At 44.2% G+C, this 19,209-nt stretch carries 9 protein-coding genes; all 9 read left to right on the top strand.

The annotated features are described in order from the left end of the window. Window positions 1–38 precede the first annotated feature (38 nt). The 9 genes from QE422_RS14220 (at window position 39) to QE422_RS14180 (ending at window position 18,677) form a co-directional block, all read left to right on the top strand. A complete protein-coding gene (locus QE422_RS14220; RefSeq protein WP_307459657.1) occupies window positions 39–2,501 on the top strand; it encodes a glycoside hydrolase family 95 protein in 2,463 nt (820 codons plus the stop codon). Between the two features lie 406 nt (window positions 2,502–2,907). Beyond that, window positions 2,908–4,626, top strand: a complete 1,719-nt coding sequence (locus QE422_RS14215; protein WP_307459654.1) for a glycoside hydrolase family 43 protein — start codon at window positions 2,908–2,910, stop codon at window positions 4,624–4,626. A gap of 108 nt (window positions 4,627–4,734) precedes the next feature. Beyond that, the gene (locus tag QE422_RS14210) at window positions 4,735–6,345 is read left to right on the top strand and encodes a glycoside hydrolase 43 family protein (protein WP_307459653.1); all 1,611 of its coding nucleotides are present in this window, start codon (window positions 4,735–4,737) and stop codon (window positions 6,343–6,345) included. Between the two features lie 624 nt (window positions 6,346–6,969). Next, window positions 6,970–8,895, top strand: a complete 1,926-nt coding sequence (locus tag QE422_RS14205) for an alpha/beta hydrolase-fold protein (RefSeq protein ID WP_307459651.1) — start codon at window positions 6,970–6,972, stop codon at window positions 8,893–8,895. A gap of 220 nt (window positions 8,896–9,115) precedes the next feature. Beyond that, window positions 9,116–11,560, top strand: coding sequence for a TIM-barrel domain-containing protein (locus QE422_RS14200; RefSeq protein WP_307459648.1), 2,445 nt, complete (start codon window positions 9,116–9,118; stop codon window positions 11,558–11,560). Window positions 11,561–11,575: 15 nt separating this feature from the next. After that, complete coding sequence (locus tag QE422_RS14195; protein WP_307459647.1) at window positions 11,576–12,949, top strand: glycoside hydrolase family 43 protein; 1,374 nt, start codon at window positions 11,576–11,578, stop codon at window positions 12,947–12,949. A gap of 123 nt (window positions 12,950–13,072) precedes the next feature. Further along, entirely contained in the window at window positions 13,073–15,088 is a 2,016-nt protein-coding gene (locus tag QE422_RS14190) for an NPCBM/NEW2 domain-containing protein (protein ID WP_307459642.1), read from the top strand. A gap of 25 nt (window positions 15,089–15,113) precedes the next feature. Further along, window positions 15,114–17,072 carry a glycoside hydrolase family 97 protein gene (locus tag QE422_RS14185; RefSeq protein ID WP_307459640.1) on the top strand — a complete coding sequence of 653 codons (1,959 nt, stop codon included), beginning with the start codon at window positions 15,114–15,116 and terminating at the stop codon, window positions 17,070–17,072. A 198-nt stretch (window positions 17,073–17,270) separates the two neighbouring features. Beyond that, window positions 17,271–18,677, top strand: a complete 1,407-nt coding sequence (locus tag QE422_RS14180) for a glycoside hydrolase family 43 protein (protein WP_307459638.1) — start codon at window positions 17,271–17,273, stop codon at window positions 18,675–18,677. Window positions 18,678–19,209: the final 532 nt, after the last annotated feature.

Below are 19,209 nucleotides of genomic sequence, written 5' to 3'. Positions count from 1 at the left end.
ATATCCTGTTTAAGCATAACAGACAAAATAAAAAATTAGTGAAACCAACCTATTGCATACTTACCTTCTGTCTATTCATAAGCGTATTTTCCCCTGCCCAGAAAGGAGGGAAAAACAAACTTTGGTATGACAAGCCTGCCAAGCAGTGGGTGGAAGCATTGCCTGTCGGAAACGGAAGGCTTGCGGCAATGGTTTACGGCGATCTTTCCAAAGAAAAGTTTCAGCTCAATGAGAGCACTTTCTGGTCCGGCGGTCCTTCCCGGAACGATAACCCGGACGGGCCGAAAGTCCTGGATTCTATCCGGTATTATTTATTCAACGGAAATTACAAACGGGCACAAATTCTTGCAGACCAGGGACTAACGGCGAAAAGCCTTCATGGTTCAGCCTATCAGAATATCGGCGATCTTACCCTTGATTTTAATGACTTTAAAGAGGTTAAAAATTATTATCGGGAATTAGATATCGAAAAAGCCGTTGCCACTACAATATTTACTTCAAACGGAATTACATTTAAAAGAGAAGTTTTCGCTTCCATTCCGGATCATGTTATTGTTATCAAACTGAGTTCAGACCGAAAAAAAGCACTCAATTTTACCGCTCACTTCAATGGTGAACTTAAAAAAAACGTAAAGGCCATTGATGCCAATACTTTACAGATGGATGGTTTATCATCTACATTGGATGGTGTTCAGGGTCAGGTGAAATTCAATGCACTGGCAAAATTCATCAACAAAGGCGGAAAAACGCAGGTTTTAGGAAACGGAATTTCAGTAACTGATGCAGATGAAGTATTGGTCCTCATTTCGATCGCCACCAATTTTACAGATTACAAAACCTTACAGGCAGACGAAGTTTCAAAAAGTAAAAAATACATCGAAGCCGCACAAAATAAATCTTTTACAAGCTTATTTAAAAATCACCTGGCGGCCTATCAGAAATATTTCAAAAGAGTAGATTTCAATGTAGGCACTTCGGAGGCAGCAAAAAATCCGACCGATATCAGGGTTAAAAACTTTGCAACCACCAACGATCCGGAGCTCATTTCATTATATTACCAATTCGGACGCTATCTCCTGATTTCCTCGTCACAGCCAGGCGGTCAGCCTGCCAATCTCCAAGGCATCTGGAACAATTCCAACAAACCGGCCTGGGACAGCAAATACACCATCAACATCAACACGGAAATGAATTACTGGCCGGCCGAAAAAACCGGTTTATCGGAAATGCATGAACCGCTGATCCGGATGGTAAAAGATCTGAGTGAATCCGGAAAAGAAACCGCAAAACTAATGTACAACAGCCGTGGCTGGGTCGCTCACCACAACACCGATATCTGGAGGATCACCGGGGTAGTAGACTTTGCCAATGCCGGCATGTGGCCGATGGGCGGAGCCTGGCTTTCCCAGCACCTGTGGGACAAATACCTGTACAGCGGGGATCTGAATTACCTCAGATCGGTCTATCCGGTTCTGAAATCTGCCGCTCAATTCTATGAAGATTTTCTGATAGAAGAACCTACGCACCATTGGTTGGTCGTGAGCCCATCGATGTCTCCTGAAAATATTCCGCAGGGACATCAGGGCAGTGCTTTAGCTGCAGGCAATACCATGGATAACCAGTTAATGTTTGATCTGTTCACCAAGACCAAAAAAGCAGCAGAAATTCTTAATCTTGACTCAGATAAAATTCCGGTTTGGAACACCATCATTTCAAAATTACCGCCGATGCAGATCGGAAGATACGGACAACTGCAGGAATGGATGGGCGATTGGGATAACCCGGCAGACAACCATAGGCATGTGTCGCATCTGTATGGTTTGTTTCCTTCCAACCAGATTAATCCCTTCACCGCACCGGAACTGACAGACGCAGCCAAAAACGTTCTCCTTCATCGAGGCGATGTTTCCACAGGCTGGTCGATGGGCTGGAAAGTCAATCTCTGGGCCAAATTGCTGGATGGAAACCATGCCAATAAATTGATCAAAGACCAACTGACCCTGGTAGAAAAGGACGGCTGGGGAAGCAAAGGCGGAACGTACCCAAATCTATTCGATGCCCATCCGCCGTTCCAGATCGACGGAAACTTCGGCTGTACCTCGGGAATCACCGAAATGCTGCTGCAGACGCAGAACGGTTTCATTGACATTCTTCCGGCACTTCCCGACGAATGGAAAAACGGCGATATCTCCGGACTGAAAACCTATGGCGGATTTGAAGTAAGCATTATTTGGGAAAATAATAAAGCCAAAGAAATTACCATCAAATCAAAACTGGGCGGTAACTGCCGGCTGAGAATACCTAATGAAATGCAGCTCACCGGAAATGCAAAACTCAAAAAAGCGGAAGGCAAAAATACGAATCTCTTTTTTGAGACACCTGACATTAAGGAACCAATGATTTCTAGCAAAGCTAAATTGAATTCGATTGAAATTAAAAACGGTTTGGTGTACGATTTCTCGACTGAAGCGGGAAAAACATATATTTTAAAAATGAAATAGATAATAATTTGACTATGTAGAACTCCTTTGTTAGGTTTGGGCAGCTTTATCCGTCTTCCGCTCCCAATCTTTTTTGCAGACGATTCAGACTAAAAAGAATTTTATTACAAGCAAAAAAGGATTTCCGCTCAAGCCGGGCTGCGAGTGATTCAACGGATAATTATGGTAGAAAGGTTTGAAACATGTTAGTCACAAGAAAAATTTACAAAAACTCCGCAGGAGTGACCTGATAATAGAAAAAAAGTTAATTGCAATACAAGCCTAGTAGGGGCGACCTGTTAATAACAAGAACCGAAAGGTTCAACAACAATAGCCACAGGTGAAACCTGTAGAATAAATAACAAATAAGTAAAACCACACGCGCAACCCGTGGGAATTAATAAAATAAAAATTAAGAAATTTACATATGAAAAAGAGACCCATGAATCCGAATTTTTTAAAGAACAAATTCACTCTGCTGACGGCAGCAGCGTTCTTAAGCGTGAGCAATATTTCTGCTCAGACCTTTTCCGATTTCAGCTACCGTGGAAACGATAAAATATACAATGACAATCCACTGAAACCGGACGAGTTCTATTCGCCGATCCTTCAGGGCTGTTACCCGGATCCGAGCATCACCAAAAAAGGGGATGATTATTACCTGGTGAATTCTTCATTTTCCATGTTTCCGGGAGTTCCGATCTTCACATCGAAAGATATGGTCAACTGGAAACAAATCGGCCACGTACTGGATCGCCCGTCTCAGTTAAAAGTAGAAAAAGGAGGGGTTTCCCAAGGAATTTATGCACCGGACATCAAGTATAATAAATACAACGACACGTTCTATATGATCACCACGCAGATTGCTGGCGGAGTAGGAAACATGGTCGTGAAAACCAAAGACCCGGCCAAAGGCTGGAGCGAAGTGCAGAAGCTGAATTTCGACGGCATCGATCCTGCGATCTTCTTTGACGATGACGGAAAAGCCTATATCGTTCACAACGATGCGCCGCCAAAGGGAACCGAGCAGTATCAGGGTCATCGTGTGATCAAAATGTGGGATTACGATCTTGAGAAAGACCAGGTGGTAACAGGATCAGACAGAATTATCGTGAACGCCGGGGTGGATATTACCCAGAAACCGATTTGGATTGAAGGGCCGCATTTATACAAATACAAAGGAAAATATTACCTGATGTGCGCGGAAGGCGGAACAGGCGGATGGCACAGCGAAGTGATCTTCATGGCTGACTCTCCGAAAGGACCTTTCGTTCCGGCGAAGAACAACCCGATTCTGACGCAGCGGTATTTCCCGAAAGACCGGAAGGAAAAAGTGGACTGGGCAGGCCACGCCGATTTGGTGGAAGGACCGAACGGACAATGGTATGGCGTATTCCTGGCTATCAGGCCGAACGTCAACAACCGGGTGAACAAAGGCCGTGAAACCTTCGTATTACCGGTAGACTGGAGCGGAACGTATCCGGTTTTCCAGAACGGGCTGGTCCCGATGAAGCCGAAATTGAAATTACCGGAAGGTGCTCAAAACCAGACCGGACAAAACGGATTTTTCCCGAACGGAAACTTTACGTACAACGATAAACTTACTGATAAAAACCTGGATTACCGTTGGATCGCCATGCGCGGTCCGCGTGAAAACTTCATCACATCCACGAAAAACGGAATAAAAGTAAATCCGATGGAAACGAATATTAAAGCACTGGCTCCGGTATCCGCTTTGTTCCACAGGCTGCAGCATGAAGATTTTGAAACTTCCGTAACCCTGGATTTCAAGCCGAAGTCCGAAAAGGAACTGGCTGGAATCACCTGCTACCAAAGCGAAAGGTTCAACTATGTGTTTGGGATTACGAAAAAAGACAAAGACTATTATATCGTTCTGGAAAGAACCGAAAAAGGAGCATCCAAATTGATTGCCAGCGAGAAAATTTCATGGTCCAAAAACATCAAATTACAAGTGGTGGGTGAGAATGACAACCTCAGTTTCAACTATACCGTGGACGGGAAAAGCTTTAAAAACCTGGGCGGACCGGTTTCCGGAGACATTTTATCAACCGATGTGGCAGGTGGTTTCACCGGAAGCTTAATCGGTTTGTACAGCACATCGTCTAACGATATTGTACCGAATTAATAGTGAATTTGTTATTGGACATCAATAGGAACGGGCTTTAGCCCGTTTTCAAAAAGAACAATGCATTCGGCTTTAGCCAAAACTTACCGAACTCCTAAACCACCAACCGTGAATATTAAAAAATCATTTTATATAGTTTCTTTTTTGGGATTTATCGGGCTGAATTCACTTTCAGCCCAGGTAAATCCTTCTCAGAAGGCAACCACGGCATTTACCAATCCCATCATCTGGGCCGATGCCCCGGATTTATCCATTACCCGGAACGGTGACGATTTTTACCTCATCAGTACTACGATGCACCTGATGCCGGGTGCCCCTGTGATGCATTCCAGAGACCTGGTGCATTGGGAAATGGCAAGCTATGTTTTCAACACGTTGAATGATAATTCAAAATACGACCTGCTGAACGGAACCGTCTACGGGCGCGGGCAGTGGGCCTCTTCCATCCGGTATCACAAAGGAAAATATTATGTTTTGTTTTCCCCGAACGACGAACCGTTTAAATCCTATTTTTATGTCACCGACAATCCTGAAAGAGGAAACTGGAAGCTGTTGACGAGAACAAGACATTTTCACGATGCGTCTTTGTTGTTTGACGATGACGACCGTGTGTATGTGTTTACTTCCAATAAAGTTTTCGAGCTGAGCCCGGATTTTAAAACCATCATCGGAAATCAGGACGGAACAGAAGTTTTTCAGAAAGATGCCTCCGAAACCGGATTGCTGGAAGGTAACCAGATCATCAAGAAAGACGGAAAGTACTACATGATGATGATTTCCTGGCCGAGAGGTGGAAAACGCCGGCAGGAAGTGTACAGGGCCGATAAAGTCAACGGACCTTACGAAAAGAAAGTTATTCTTGAAGATAACTTCCTGGGGTTTTCCTATGCCGGACAGGGTGCGTTGATTGACGATAAGAACGGAAATTGGTATTCCCTGATTTTTCAGGACAGAAACGGGGTAGGAAGGGTCCCTGTTTTACTTCCGGTGAAATGGGAGAACGGCTGGCCGGTGTTGGGCGATAATGGAAAAGTGCCATTAACGGGGCAGATTCCGCTTCCGCCTTTCAAACCGAACAACCATCTGGTGGAAAGCGACGAATTCTCAGATCAAAAAATGAAAATCCAGTGGCAGTGGAACCACAATCCCCTGAATTCAGCCTGGTCATTATCTGAAAGAAAAGGATTTTTAAGACTGAAAACGAGTAGAGTAGTAGACAATATTTACCTTGCTCCGAATACGCTTACCCAAAGAATGGAAGGCCCAAAATCCAGTGGCACCGTAGCCCTGGATGTAAAAGGAATGAAAGATGGTGATGTTGCCGGTTTCAGTGCATTTAACGGGGATTCGGGAATTTTGTCTGTTGTCATGGAAGGCGGGAAAAAATATGTGGTATTTTCAACCAACGAAGTGAGTCTGGACAATAAAACCAAAGCGGTAACGGATGTTAAAAAAGAAGAGAAAAAACGGATTCCTTTGAACGCTAACAAAGTTTACTTTAAAATCGATGCCGATTTCAACCTTGGAAAAGATCTGGCAGATTTTTATTACAGCACCGACCAGAAAAACTGGACTGAAATGGCAAAAGATTACAAAATGATTTTCGATTACCGGAGATTTTTCATGGGTTCCAAATTTGCGATCTTCAATTATGCCACTAAAGATCCGGGCGGTTTTGTGGATGTTGATTTTTTTAGGGTTAAAACAGATGTAAAATAAAAACTGAATAATCTGGAAAATTTTAGATATTAAAGTTACATTGGCAAAAAACACATAAGCCATGAAATGGCGAAATCAACAGCATAGGGTGCAGCCCTATGAAATCTACGAAAAAAAGATAGGATGAGTAACCAGACAGAATTTCAAAGCCCTGAAAGGGCGAAATCATCAGCATAGGGTGCAGCAGCCCTATGAAATCTACGAAAAACAGATAGGATGAGTAACCAGACAGAATTTCAAAGCCCTGAAAGGGCGAAATCATCAGCATAGGGTGCAGCAGCCCTATGAAATCTACGAAAAAACAGATAGGATGAGTAACCAGGCAGAATTTCAAAGCCCTGAAAGGGCGAAATCATCAGCATAGGGTGCAGCCCTATGAAATCTACGAAAAAATAGATAAGATTAATAACCAGACAGAATTTCAAAGCCCTGAAAGGGCGAAATCAACAGCATAGGGTGTTAGCCCTATGACAAAAAAGCACAACGGAAAAACCAAGCCCTGAAGGGGCGGCATCATTAAAAAGCCAAAGGAAAATTCAATAAATTAACAGTAAAAAAATAAACCCTTGCCGGTATTATTTTTTTATCTAAATTAATAAGTGTAAAAATTACAAATAAAAAACAATGAAGATTACATCTCTACTTATCATAAGCGCATCCTTAATCGTGGTGCCGTTAACAGCCCAGAATACACATAGACAGGCTCCTGCAGGATTTGATGTGGCCAATATCGGAATTCCTCATGGTAAAATCGACTCGATTCAATATCCCTCAAAGACCGTAGGCGTAACCCGAAAAGCGCTAATCTATACGCCGCCGGGCTTCAAAAAGGGGAATAAATATCCGGTCCTGTACCTGCTTCACGGGATAGGCGGGGACGAAAAAGAATGGTATAAAAACGGGACACCGCAGATTATTCTCGATAACCTGTATGCGCAGGGTAAACTGACGCCGATGATTATCGTGCTGCCAAACGGGAGAGCGATGAAAGACGACCGCGCAACCGGCAACATCATGGCCAAAGACAAAGTGGAAGCATTTGCTACTTTTGAAAAAGATTTACTGAACGATCTCATTCCGTATATAGAAAATAAATTTCCGGTTAAAAAAGACCGTGACAACAGAGCGATTGCCGGACTTTCGATGGGTGGCGGACAAACCCTGAACTTCGGGCTTGGAAACATCGACAAATTTGCCTGGGTAGGAGGGTTCTCATCTGCTCCGAATACAAAAGAACCGCAGAAGCTGCTTCCGGATCCCGCTAAAGCAAAGAATTTAAAACTGCTCTGGATTTCATGCGGTGATGCAGACGGACTGATGCCGTTCAGCAAAAGGACCCACGATTACCTGGCGCAGAATAAAATTCCGCATATTTTCTACATCGAACCGGGTGGCCACGATTTCAAAGTATGGAAAAACGATCTGTATATTTTCTCACAGCTGATTTTCAAGCCTGTTGACAAAAGCACCTTTTCCGATTTTACCGTATTGGGTCTTCCTGCAGAATCCAACATCAGGAATGCACAGTACCCGCAGATCATGCCCAACGGAAAGGCCATTTTCAGGGTAAAAGCGCCGGAAGCACAGAAAGTCCAGATCGATCTTGGAAAAAAATACGACTTGACCAAAGATTCAGACGGCGTCTGGAAAACAACGACCGATTCTTTAAGCGAAGGATTCCATTACTATTCAATGGTGATCGACAATGTATCGGTGGCAGACCCTTCCAGCAAAACCTTTTACGGAATGGGAAGATACGCCAGCGGAATCGAAGTGCCTTTTGCAGGCGATGGCTATTACGCGATGAAAGACGTCCCGCACGGAGACATCAGGATTCAGAATCTTTTCTCGAAAGTAACCAATTCCTGGAGGAGGGTGTTTATTTATACTCCGCCGGGCTATGATAAAAATACTGCTGAATCGTATCCGGTGCTGTATATCCTGCACGGCGGCGGCGAGGACGAAAGCGGATGGGCGATGCAGGGAAAAACCAACCTGATTATGGACAACCTGATTGCCGAAGGCAAAGCCAAACCGATGATCGTCGTGATGCCGGATGCCAACATCGGACCTGCGGGATTCGGAAGCTTCGGAGACCGTAATCTTCAGATGTTTGACAAGGAACTGAAAGAATCGGTAATCCCGTTTGCCGAAGCGAACTTCAGGATTAAAAAAGATGCGGCCAACAGGGCATTGGCCGGACTTTCAATGGGCGGAATCTACACGCTGCACACCGGTGTTCAGAATTACAATATGTTTTCCTCGCTGGGTGTTTTCAGTTCAGGATGGATCCTGCCTTCACTTCAGGAAGTAGCGGACAAAGAATATAAGTTTATGACCGATAACCAATCGCAGATCAATTCCAACATCAAAAACTTCTGGATTTCGATGGGTGGAAAAGAAGACATCGCTTACAAAAACTGCCAGGTGATGATGAAAAAACTGGATAATCTGGGCATTAAATATACCTATTCCGAATATCCGGGCGGTCACACCTGGCCGGTATGGAGGAACAATCTGTACAACTTTGCGCAGCTGCTTTTCAAATAAATCCGGAGACCAGCGTCCATTTTTAAGGGAGCAATTGGGAGCGAGAGTGTCGGTGATGAAGCAGATCGATGATGTGCACACTTCATTAGATCAGCCTGCCGAACATTTCTTTGCCTGCTTACATGATACACCAGGAAAACTTAACCTTGCGTTAAGAAAAATCCGGTAAGGTAAATAAACTTTAAGTCTGTAGCATTCAGTCTTATCCAAATCACAAAAAATGAATTTTAACACAGTAAAAACCAGAATATTTGTCCTTACGGTGGTCATGCTCTCCGGAAATATTGATGCGCAATCCTATAAAAAGACGAATTCCGGATTGAGTCTTTCTGCGGGAACTCTGGCTATTGAGGTAAAATGGTATGGCGGTAATACGGTTAGGGTAATGAAATATCCGGTTGGAAAATCATGGGTGAAAAACAGCCTGGCAGTCATCCGAAAGGAACAGCAGACCCGTTTTTCGGTTTCCGAAAACAATGATGCTATTTTATTAAAATCGGATCAGCTCCAGCTTTCCATTGATGTTAAGACCGGAAAAATAAGTTACCGGTCATCGTCAGGACAGGAACTTTTGAAAGAAACCGGAAGTAATTTCAAGCCATTCAACGATGCCGGGAATCAAACCTTTTCTGTTTCACAGTCTTTTCAGCTGGAGATAGAAGAGCCGATCTATGGCCTGGGAATTCTGCAGAACGGGAAAATGTCTCAGCGGAATACCGATGTTAAAATGATTCAGAACAACACCTGGGATTTTATTCCGTTCTTTCAGTCGGTGAAAGGATATGGCGTTTTCTGGGATAACGAATCGCCGACCCAATTTACCGATACGCCGCAGCAGACGTCTTTCTCTTCCGAGGTGGGCGAGGGCATTGATTATTATTTTATTTATGGGAAAAATGCCGACGGCGTAGTAGCAGGAATGCGGAACCTGACCGGGAATGTGCCGATGCTCCCGCTCTGGACGTACGGCTACTGGCAGAGCAAAGAACGCTACAAAAGTCAGGATGAACTGTTAGATGTAGTGAAAAAATACAGGGAATTAAAAGTTCCTCTTGACGGAATCATCCAGGATTGGCAGTATTGGGAAAATAATTACCAGTGGAATGCGATGGATTTCATCAGCCCTGATTTTCCCGATGCCAAAAAAATGATTCAGGATATTCATGATAGGAACGCACATCTTTCTGTTTCCATCTGGTCATCCTTTGGGCCGATGACGAATCCGTACCGGGAAATGGATCAGAAAGGAATGCTGTTCAACTTTAAAACGTGGCCGGAATCGGGACGTGATGTATGGCCGCCGGATATGAACTATCCTTCCGGGGTGCGTGTCTACGATGCATACAACCCCGAAGCCAGGAATATGTATTGGAAATATTTAAATAAGGGCCTTTTCAGCTTAGGAGTAGATTCCTGGTGGATGGATTCTACGGAACCCGACCACCTCAGCCAGAAACCGGAAGACCTCGATACCAAAACGTATTTAGGATCATTCAGAAAAGTGAGAAATGCCTATCCGTTAATGACGGTAGGCGGTGTTTATGATCATCAGCGCGAAACCACAGGCGATAAAAGGGTTTTTATTCTCACCAGATCAGCGTTTGCAGGACAGCAAAGATACGCAGCCAACACCTGGTCGGGTGATGTTAATTCTTCCTGGGAAATGTTGCGCAATCAGGTGCCGGCAGGGTTAAATTTCAGCCTGACGGGAAACCCGAATTTCAATTCCGATATCGGCGGTTTCTTTGCCGGTGTTTACCGAAGGAATGGCGGTGCGAAGAGCCCGGTGTTCCAGGAATTGTATGTTCGCTGGCTCCAGTACGGAACTTTCACTCCGATGATGCGTTCCCACGGAACCGATGTTCCCAGAGAAATTTATCAGTTTGGAAAAAAAGGTGATGTCGTGTACGATGCAATAGAAAAATTCATCAGGCTGCGCTACAGCATGCTGCCGTATATTTATTCCGTTTCCCATGACGTTTCCAAAAACAATTCGAGTTTTCTCCGTGCATTGTCAATGGATTTTTCATCAGACAAAAACACCTGGGATATCAATAATGAATATCTTTTCGGGAAGTCATTGCTGGTAGCACCTGTTCTCTATGCGCAGTACACCCCGGAAAAAATCATAACCACCGATGAAAACCAGGGTTGGAATAAAGATAACACTACAAAGAAAGAAAATCAGGATTCCGGGATGGATTTCACCCAAAACAAAACCGTGCAGGTCTATCTTCCGGCTGGAGCCGATTGGTTCGACTTCTGGACGAATCAGAAGCACAGCGGCGGTCAGAAGATTGAAAAATCCGTTACCCTCCAGAGCATTCCATTATACGTGAAAGCAGGAAGCATTATTCCGTTCGGTCCTGATGTACAATATGCAACGGAGAAAAAATGGGATCAGCTTACCGTAAATATCTATTCCGGAGCCGATGCCGATTTTGTTTTGTACGAAGACGAATTTGATAATTACAATTACGAAAAAGGAGCCTTTACTGAAATCCCTTTTCACTGGAACGAAAAATCAAAAACACTTACCGTTGAAGCCAGGAAAGGCAAATTTAACGGGATGATTGAAAAAAGAAATTTCAGTTTACTTCTTCCGGACGGTCAGCAGAAAACCGTGAGTTATTCCGGGAAAAAGATCAACATAAGTTTTAAATAATCTTAAAGTATGACAATGAAATTTTTAAGTTTAACCATAATGTTCGGATGCTTCCAGGCCGCATTTGCCCAGAATCCCATCATCCAGACCAAATTCACTGCCGACCCTGCGCCGATGGTTTACAAAGACACGGTTTTCCTTTATACCAGCCACGATGAAGACGATGCTTTCGGATTCAAAATGAAAAACTGGCTGCTGTACACATCTACGGATATGGTCAACTGGACCGATCACGGCGTTGTGGCTTCCCTGAAAGATTTTAAATGGACCGATCCCGAAAACGGAGCCTGGGCTCCCCAAGTCATTGAAAGAAACGGAAAATTCTATATGTATTGCCCGATGCCGGGACAACGCGGAATCGGCGTGTTGGTGGCGGACAGTCCGTACGGTCCTTTCAAAGATCCGATCGGAAAGCCGCTGGTTAAAAATTCCTCCGATGATATTGATCCGACGGTGCTGATCGATGATGACGGACAGGCCTATCTCTATTGGGGAAATCCCAACCTTTGGTACGTTAAGCTGAATGAAGATATGATTTCGGTAAAAGGCGATGTCGTGAAAGATCCGTCCATTGCGAAAGTAAAAGGGGCAGCTGATCCATTTCATTACCAGGAAGGGCCGTGGGCATGGAAAAGAAACGGGAAATATTATATGGCGTATGCCTCAACCTGTTGTCCCGAAGGAATCGGTTATGCGATGGGAAAATCGGCGACCGGACCTTGGGAATTCAAAGGAATGATCATGGACAGCGATAAACGTTCCAACGGAAACCATCCGGGAATCATCGATTACAAAGGCAAAACCTATGTTTTCGGATTCAATTACAACATCGGAAAACAGACCATGAGCAAACATTACGAACGCCGTTCGGTCTGCGTAAGTGAAATGAAATACAATGCCGACGGCACCATCCAAAAGCTGCCGTTCTGGAATCCTGAAGGCGTAAAAAGAATAGCAACCCTCAATCCGTACAACAGGGTAGAGGCCGAAACCATTGCCTTCAGCGAAGGCCTGAAAACAGAGCAGATGACCGAATGGGAAAGGAACAATCCCTATGATACCGGCAAGAAAATTACCGACCGGATCGTAATTTCATCCGTCAATAATGGCGATTACCTCAAAGTGCAGGGCGTGGATTTTTCCAAAGGAACCCAATCTGTGGAAGTCTCCGCAGCTGCTTTGTACGGCGGCAGTATAGAAATCCATACCGATGCTGTTGACGGACCGCTCTTAGGAACCGTCCGGGTAACCGGAAAAGCAGAAGGCGATTTTTTTAAAACAATCAAAACACCGGTTAAAAACATCAAGGGCGTCCACGATCTCTATTTTGTTTTTAAAGGAGAAAAAGACCTTTTCTATTTCGATTGGTGGAAATTTAATAAAAATTAATGTTGAATTCAGGAATATCAATAGAAATGGGCTTTAGCCCATTTAACACAGAGAATAACGCGTAGGGCTTTAGCCAAAACATATTGTTATGAGTTGTATTAATCATTGGTAAAAATTTTAAAAATGTTCAGATTTAAACTTTTTGTTCTCAGCTTTCTCATTGCCGGATGCTGTTTAAATGCACAAACAACCATCTGGTTAGACCAATTGGACCTGAGCGTTGCCACGCAGGGAAACGGGAAACCCGGAATCAATACGTCTGTGGACGGTAAAAAACTGACGATTGCCGGCAAAATGTTTGACCGGGGTTTCGGAACCCACGCCGAAAGTTCTTTGCTGATTAGATTAAACGGAAAAGTCACAAAATTTTCAGCATGGGTCGGGATCGATGATGAAATGAAAGGCCACGAGCCCGCAGTGGAATTTGAAATTTACGGCGACAACAAAAAACTCTGGTCAAGCGGCATTATGCATCTGGGCGACAAAGCCAAACCCGTTTCGGTATCGTTAAAAGGAATCAAACAGCTGGAACTGGTCGTTGCAGACGGCGGAAATGGCCCGTATTACGACCACGCCGACTGGGTGGATGCCCGGTTTGAAACCACCGGCGTTTCTACGTTGGAAACCTTCAACCCGATTGCCTCGAAACCCTATATTTTAACCCCTAAACCTTCGGCTGTACCGAAGATCAATTCCGCAGCGATCTACGGCGTCCGCCCTGGTTCACCCTTTTTGTTCAGGATTCCGGCAACAGGAGAACGTCCGATGGCTTTTGCAGCGAAAAACCTTCCTAAAGGTTTAACAATAGATTCTCAAACCGGAATCATTACCGGAAAAATAGATACGAAAGGAACCTACGAAGTCCTTTTATCAGCTAAAAATGCTAAAGGCTCAGTTTCAAAAAAATTAAGAATAGTAAGCGGTGACAAAATAGCTTTAACACCGACCATGGGCTGGAACAGCTGGAACTGTTTCGGGCACGAAGTATCTGCCGACAAAGTAAAAAGGGCAGCGGATGCGTTAGTGAGAACCGGGCTGGTTAACCACGGCTGGAATTACATCAATGTCGATGATTCCTGGCAATACAACCGCGACGGGAAAGACCCGTCTTTCAAAGGGCAGTTCCGGGATAAGGACGGTTATATTTTAACCAACTCCAAATTTCCGGATATGAAAAACCTGGGCGATTACATTCATGCCAACGGATTGAAAATGGGGATCTATTCCTCTCCGGGACCCTGGACCTGCGGCGGATGTGCCGGAAGCTACGGATACGAAAAACAGGATGCCGAAAGCTACGCCAGATGGGGCGTCGATTACCTGAAATACGACTGGTGCAGCTACGGCGGCGTGATCGACGGTCTGCCGGATAACGACCCAAGCAAAGTTCCTTCACTGGCATTCAACGGCGGCGGCGATCTGGATAAAGGGGTAAAACCATTTAAACTGATGGGCGACCTGCTCTACGGACAGCCGAGGGATATTGTCTACAACCTCTGCCAGTACGGGATGGGCGATGTCTGGAAATGGGGCGATGAAACCCATGCCCAGTCCTGGCGTACCACCAACGATATTACCGATACCTGGGCCAGCGTGAAAAGTATTGCGCTTGCGCAGGACAAAGCCGCTCCGTACGCAAAACCCGGCAACCGGAATGATCCGGATATGCTGGTCGTAGGAGTGGTCGGCTGGGGAAATCCGCACCAGAGCAAGCTGAAACCCGATGAGCAGTATCTCCACATCAGCCTTTGGAGCATTTTCTCCGCACCGTTGCTGATCGGCTGTGACCTTGAAAAGCTGGATGATTTTACTTTAAATCTTTTAACCAACGATGAGGTAATTGCCGTCAATCAGGACGCTTTGGGAAAACAGGGTGTGTGCCTGGACACCGTTGGCGAACTGAAAATCTATGTTAAAGACCTTGAAGACGGCGGAAAAGCGGTGGCTTTTGCCAATTTCGGAAGGGAAAAAGTGAAAATGTCTTACAAAGATTTTAAAAAATTGGGAATTTCAGGAAATCAGGTGGTGAGAGATATTTGGAGACAGAAAGATATTTCGAAAATCAATGTGGATAAGGAAAATCTGGCTTTAGATATTCCGGCGCACGGCGTTTCTTATTACAAATTCATTTCAAAATAATTCAGTTAAAATTCCAAATCAAAAAATGGATTGCATTAAAGCTCATATCGAAAAAAACATTTTCTCAAAAGCAATTCTGATGATGCTTTTGCTGGGTTTTTCCAGTTGGTTTTCAGCGAATAATTGGGTGGTAAAATCTCCGAATGATAAAATTATCGTCAATGTTTTCAATTCAAATAATACCGGAAATGGAAATTGGTTTTTGAATGTGAAGTTTAATAATAATGGAAAAATTACAGAAGCTATTTCAAAAATTGATTTGGGATTGATTCTTTGGGAAGGCAATTCTTTTGGTGAAATGAAATTATTAAAAACGTCGAAACCGCTTTTAATAAAGGAAAATTATTCGATGCCTCACGGGAAATCTTCTCAGAGGCACAATGAAGGAAATGAAGTGGTGTTTACTTTTGAAAATAAAGAAAAGAAAAAGCTAAATCTTATTCTTCGTGCTTACAATGACGGCATTGCTTTTAGGTATTCGCTTTCCGAAAAAGGAAATTATACCGTGCTGGAGGAATTGACTTCCTACACCGTTGGCAACGATACCGCACGCTGGACCGAAAAATGGAATCCCGCCAATGAGGGCCTGTATTCTGCGATGGCCGGCGATAAAACGCAGCAGGAAGAATGGGGGTATCCGGCTCTGTTCCAGGCCAAAGAGAAGAACTGCTGGTTTTTATTGCACGAATCGGCTGTTGATGGAAATTACTGTGGTTCTAAACTGAGCAACAGAGCTGATAAAAATACATATAAAATAACCTTTCTGGATCCGAAAGACGGCCGCGGAAAAGGAGAATCATTACCCAAAATTACCTTTCCCTGGAAATCGCCCTGGCGAGTGATCATTATCGGGAGTCTCAATGATATGGTCGCTTCCACATTGGTTGATGACGTGGCACCGCCTTCTGTCATCAAAAATACAGACTGGATAAAACCGGGAGCGGTTTCCTGGAACTACTGGTCGGATAACCACGGGACCAGAGACTTCAAAACGGTCTGCGAATTTGCCGATCTGGCTGTTGCCATGGACTGGCCGTACACTTTGTTGGACTGGGAATGGGATTCGATGGGCAACGGCGGAAATCTGGAAGATGCGTTACAATATATTCATTCTAGAGGCGTCAAACCGTTGATGTGGTACAATTCCGGCGGCGACCATACTTGGGTTGCGTCCACTCCGAAAGACCGGATGCTCAATCATGAAAATAGGATAGAAGAATTTTCCAAACTTAAAAAGCTGGGCGTTGCCGGGGTAAAAGTTGATTTTTTCGAAAGTGAAAAACAGGAAATGATTCAGTATTATCTGGATATTCTGGAAGATGCGGCGAAGTTTGAAATGATGGTCTATTTCCACGGATGCCTGGTTCCGAGAGGCTGGGCCAGAACCTACCCGAATCTCATGACCTACGAAGCCGTCCGTGGTGCCGAATGGTACAACAACGGACCTGAATTTACCGCCACCGCGCCGGTTCACAATACCATTTTGCCTTTTACCAGAAATGTAGTCGGCTCCATGGATTACACGCCGGTCACCTTTACCAATTCACAGTTTCCGCACCTTACTTCCTACGGCCATGAGCTGGCGTTAAGCGTTCTGTTTGAATCTGCACTGCAGCACTTTGCGGACCGGCCGGAAGGCTACTCCGACTTGCCGGATGCGCCGAAGCAATTTTTAAAAGAAGTTCCGACCGCCTGGGATGAAACGAAACTATTGCAGGGATTTCCCGGAAAAGAAGTCGTGATGGCCCGGAGAAAAAATACGGATTGGTACATCGGCGGAATCAACGGCGAAAATGTCGAGAAAAATGTCCTGATTACATTTGATTTTTTAGAAAAGAATAAAAAGTACAAGCTAAGGATAATAAAAGACGGAAAGCACGACAAGCAGCTGGTGACCGATGATCTGGTCATCGGAAGTGCAGATTCCGTTACCGTGAAAGAACTGAGGAGAGGCGGTTTTGCTGCCGTAATTTCACCCTTGTAAATGCAGCAAATTAATGTAAATAATTAAGAATAGGTCTGAATCAATAAAAAATCTGGTCTCACGCAGATTGCGGTGATTACGCAGATCTGATGATAATAAAAATCTGCTGAATCTGCTAAATCGGCGAACGAATTTTTAAATACCCTGAAAATGTAAAATATAATTGGCTTAAAAGTCAGAAAATTAAAATAATAGGTAATGAATAATATAAAAACAATACTAGCCCTGATAGCCTGCAGTCTGGGATCTGTGGTTTCTGCACAGAACCCGGTGATCCAGACGCATTTCACACCCGATCCTGCACCGATGATTTACAAAGGTAAAATGTATCTGTACACGGGAGACGACCAGCCGGGATTCGATTTTTATACGATGACCAAGTGGCATGTCTATTCATCGGATGATATGGTGAACTGGACCGACCATGGGTCTCCTATTTCGCTCGAATCGTTCACTTGGGCAAGAGACCGGGCGTGGGCGGCACAATGTGTAGAGCGCAATGGCAAATTCTACTGGTACATCTGCGCACAGACGGTAGATAACAATATGGCGATTGGGGTAGCCGTTTCAGACAGCCCGACCGGCCCATTCAAAGATGCGCTGGGGAAGCCATTGGTAACCACCGGAACCTGGGACAATATCGATCCGACGGCTTTTGTGGATGACGACGGGCAGGCCTATCTCTATTGGGGAAACAGCAAATTGTTTTACGTTAAACTGAACAAAGACATGACCACCTATAACGGACCCATCACGGAAGTTCCACAGTCGGTGGAAGCTTTCGGCGGACTCAGGCGGCCCGGAAAAAGCGATGAAGTTTTGCAGAAACAGGAAAAATTCGAAGATGTTTATGTGGAAGGTCCGTGGTTTTACAAACGGAACAAACAGTATTATATGATGTACGCAGGAATGACCAACAGAACCGAATGTCTGTCGTACGCAACCAGTGCTTCGCCCACCGGACCATGGAAATACCGTGGAAAAATCATGACCGATCAGCCGACTAACAGCTTTACCAACCACGGTGGAATCATCGATTACAAAGGAAAATCCTACCTGTTTTACCACAATGCTTTATTGCCGAACGGTGGAAGTTATGGGCGGGCAACAGCCATCGAAGAATTTAAATACAATGCCGATGGCAGCATCCCAAGAATCACCATCACCAAAGAAGGAGTAAATCCTGTAGGAACCTTAAATCCATATCAGAAAAACGAAGCCGAAACCATGGCCTGGTCGGAAAAATGCAGCACTTCCGAAAATAAGAAAACCGGGGTCTATGTTTCCGATATCCGGACCGGAGGCTACATCAAAGTCAGGGCGGTGGATTTCGGAACCAATGGGCCTGCCGAATTTTCAGCTTCGGTGGCCGCAGGAATCGACGGCGGAATCCTGGAAGTTCATCTGGATGATGTAAAGGGAATCAAGATCGCCCAGATCGAAATCCCGAGAACAGGCGGCTGGGAAGACTTCAAAACCTTAACCGCAAACTTATCAGAACAGGTTTCCGGTATCCATGATGTCTATTTTGTCTTCCAGGGAAAAAACATCACCGCCGGAAGAAAGCTGTTCAACTTCGATTCCTGGAGCTTTCAGAAAAAATAAATGAAACGTCTGAATTTGATCACCAAAAGTTTTAACACATAAGACACATGAGATTAGATTTTTATGCGTTGCGAGTATTTTAGATCATAGAAGAAGAAAATCAAAGATTTTCAGTAATGCAGCCAAAAGATGACTTGAACCATTAAAGAAAAATCTTAACCACAAAAGCTACAAAAGATAGTGACGCCAATTATTAAAGATGTATTTCATATGTTAAACAAGCTCACAAAGTTTTTAAAAATCAAAGATTTTTAATCTGATGTGTTCTAAAAATATATGCAATACTTAAGACTAAATCTTATGTGACTTATGTGTTGAACATTAAAAAATGAAATGTAAAATGTTAAATATCAACGGAGTAAAAATTCCCCTCCCTTGAAGGGGCGGCGAAAATTCAAAGAATTTTTGACGGGGTGGTTTACAAACCAGAATATTAACCACAAAGTGACAAAAGATATTCAGACTGTATGTTAAAGTTAAATATGATACTTCAAATAAGCTCACAAAGTTTTTTAAAAATCAAAGATTTTTT

The organism is Chryseobacterium sp. SORGH_AS_0447 (genome assembly GCF_030818695.1).
Classification (GTDB): domain Bacteria; phylum Bacteroidota; class Bacteroidia; order Flavobacteriales; family Weeksellaceae; genus Chryseobacterium.
Note: the sequence above shows the minus strand (reverse complement) of the source record. Positions and strands in the feature narration are given on the sequence as shown.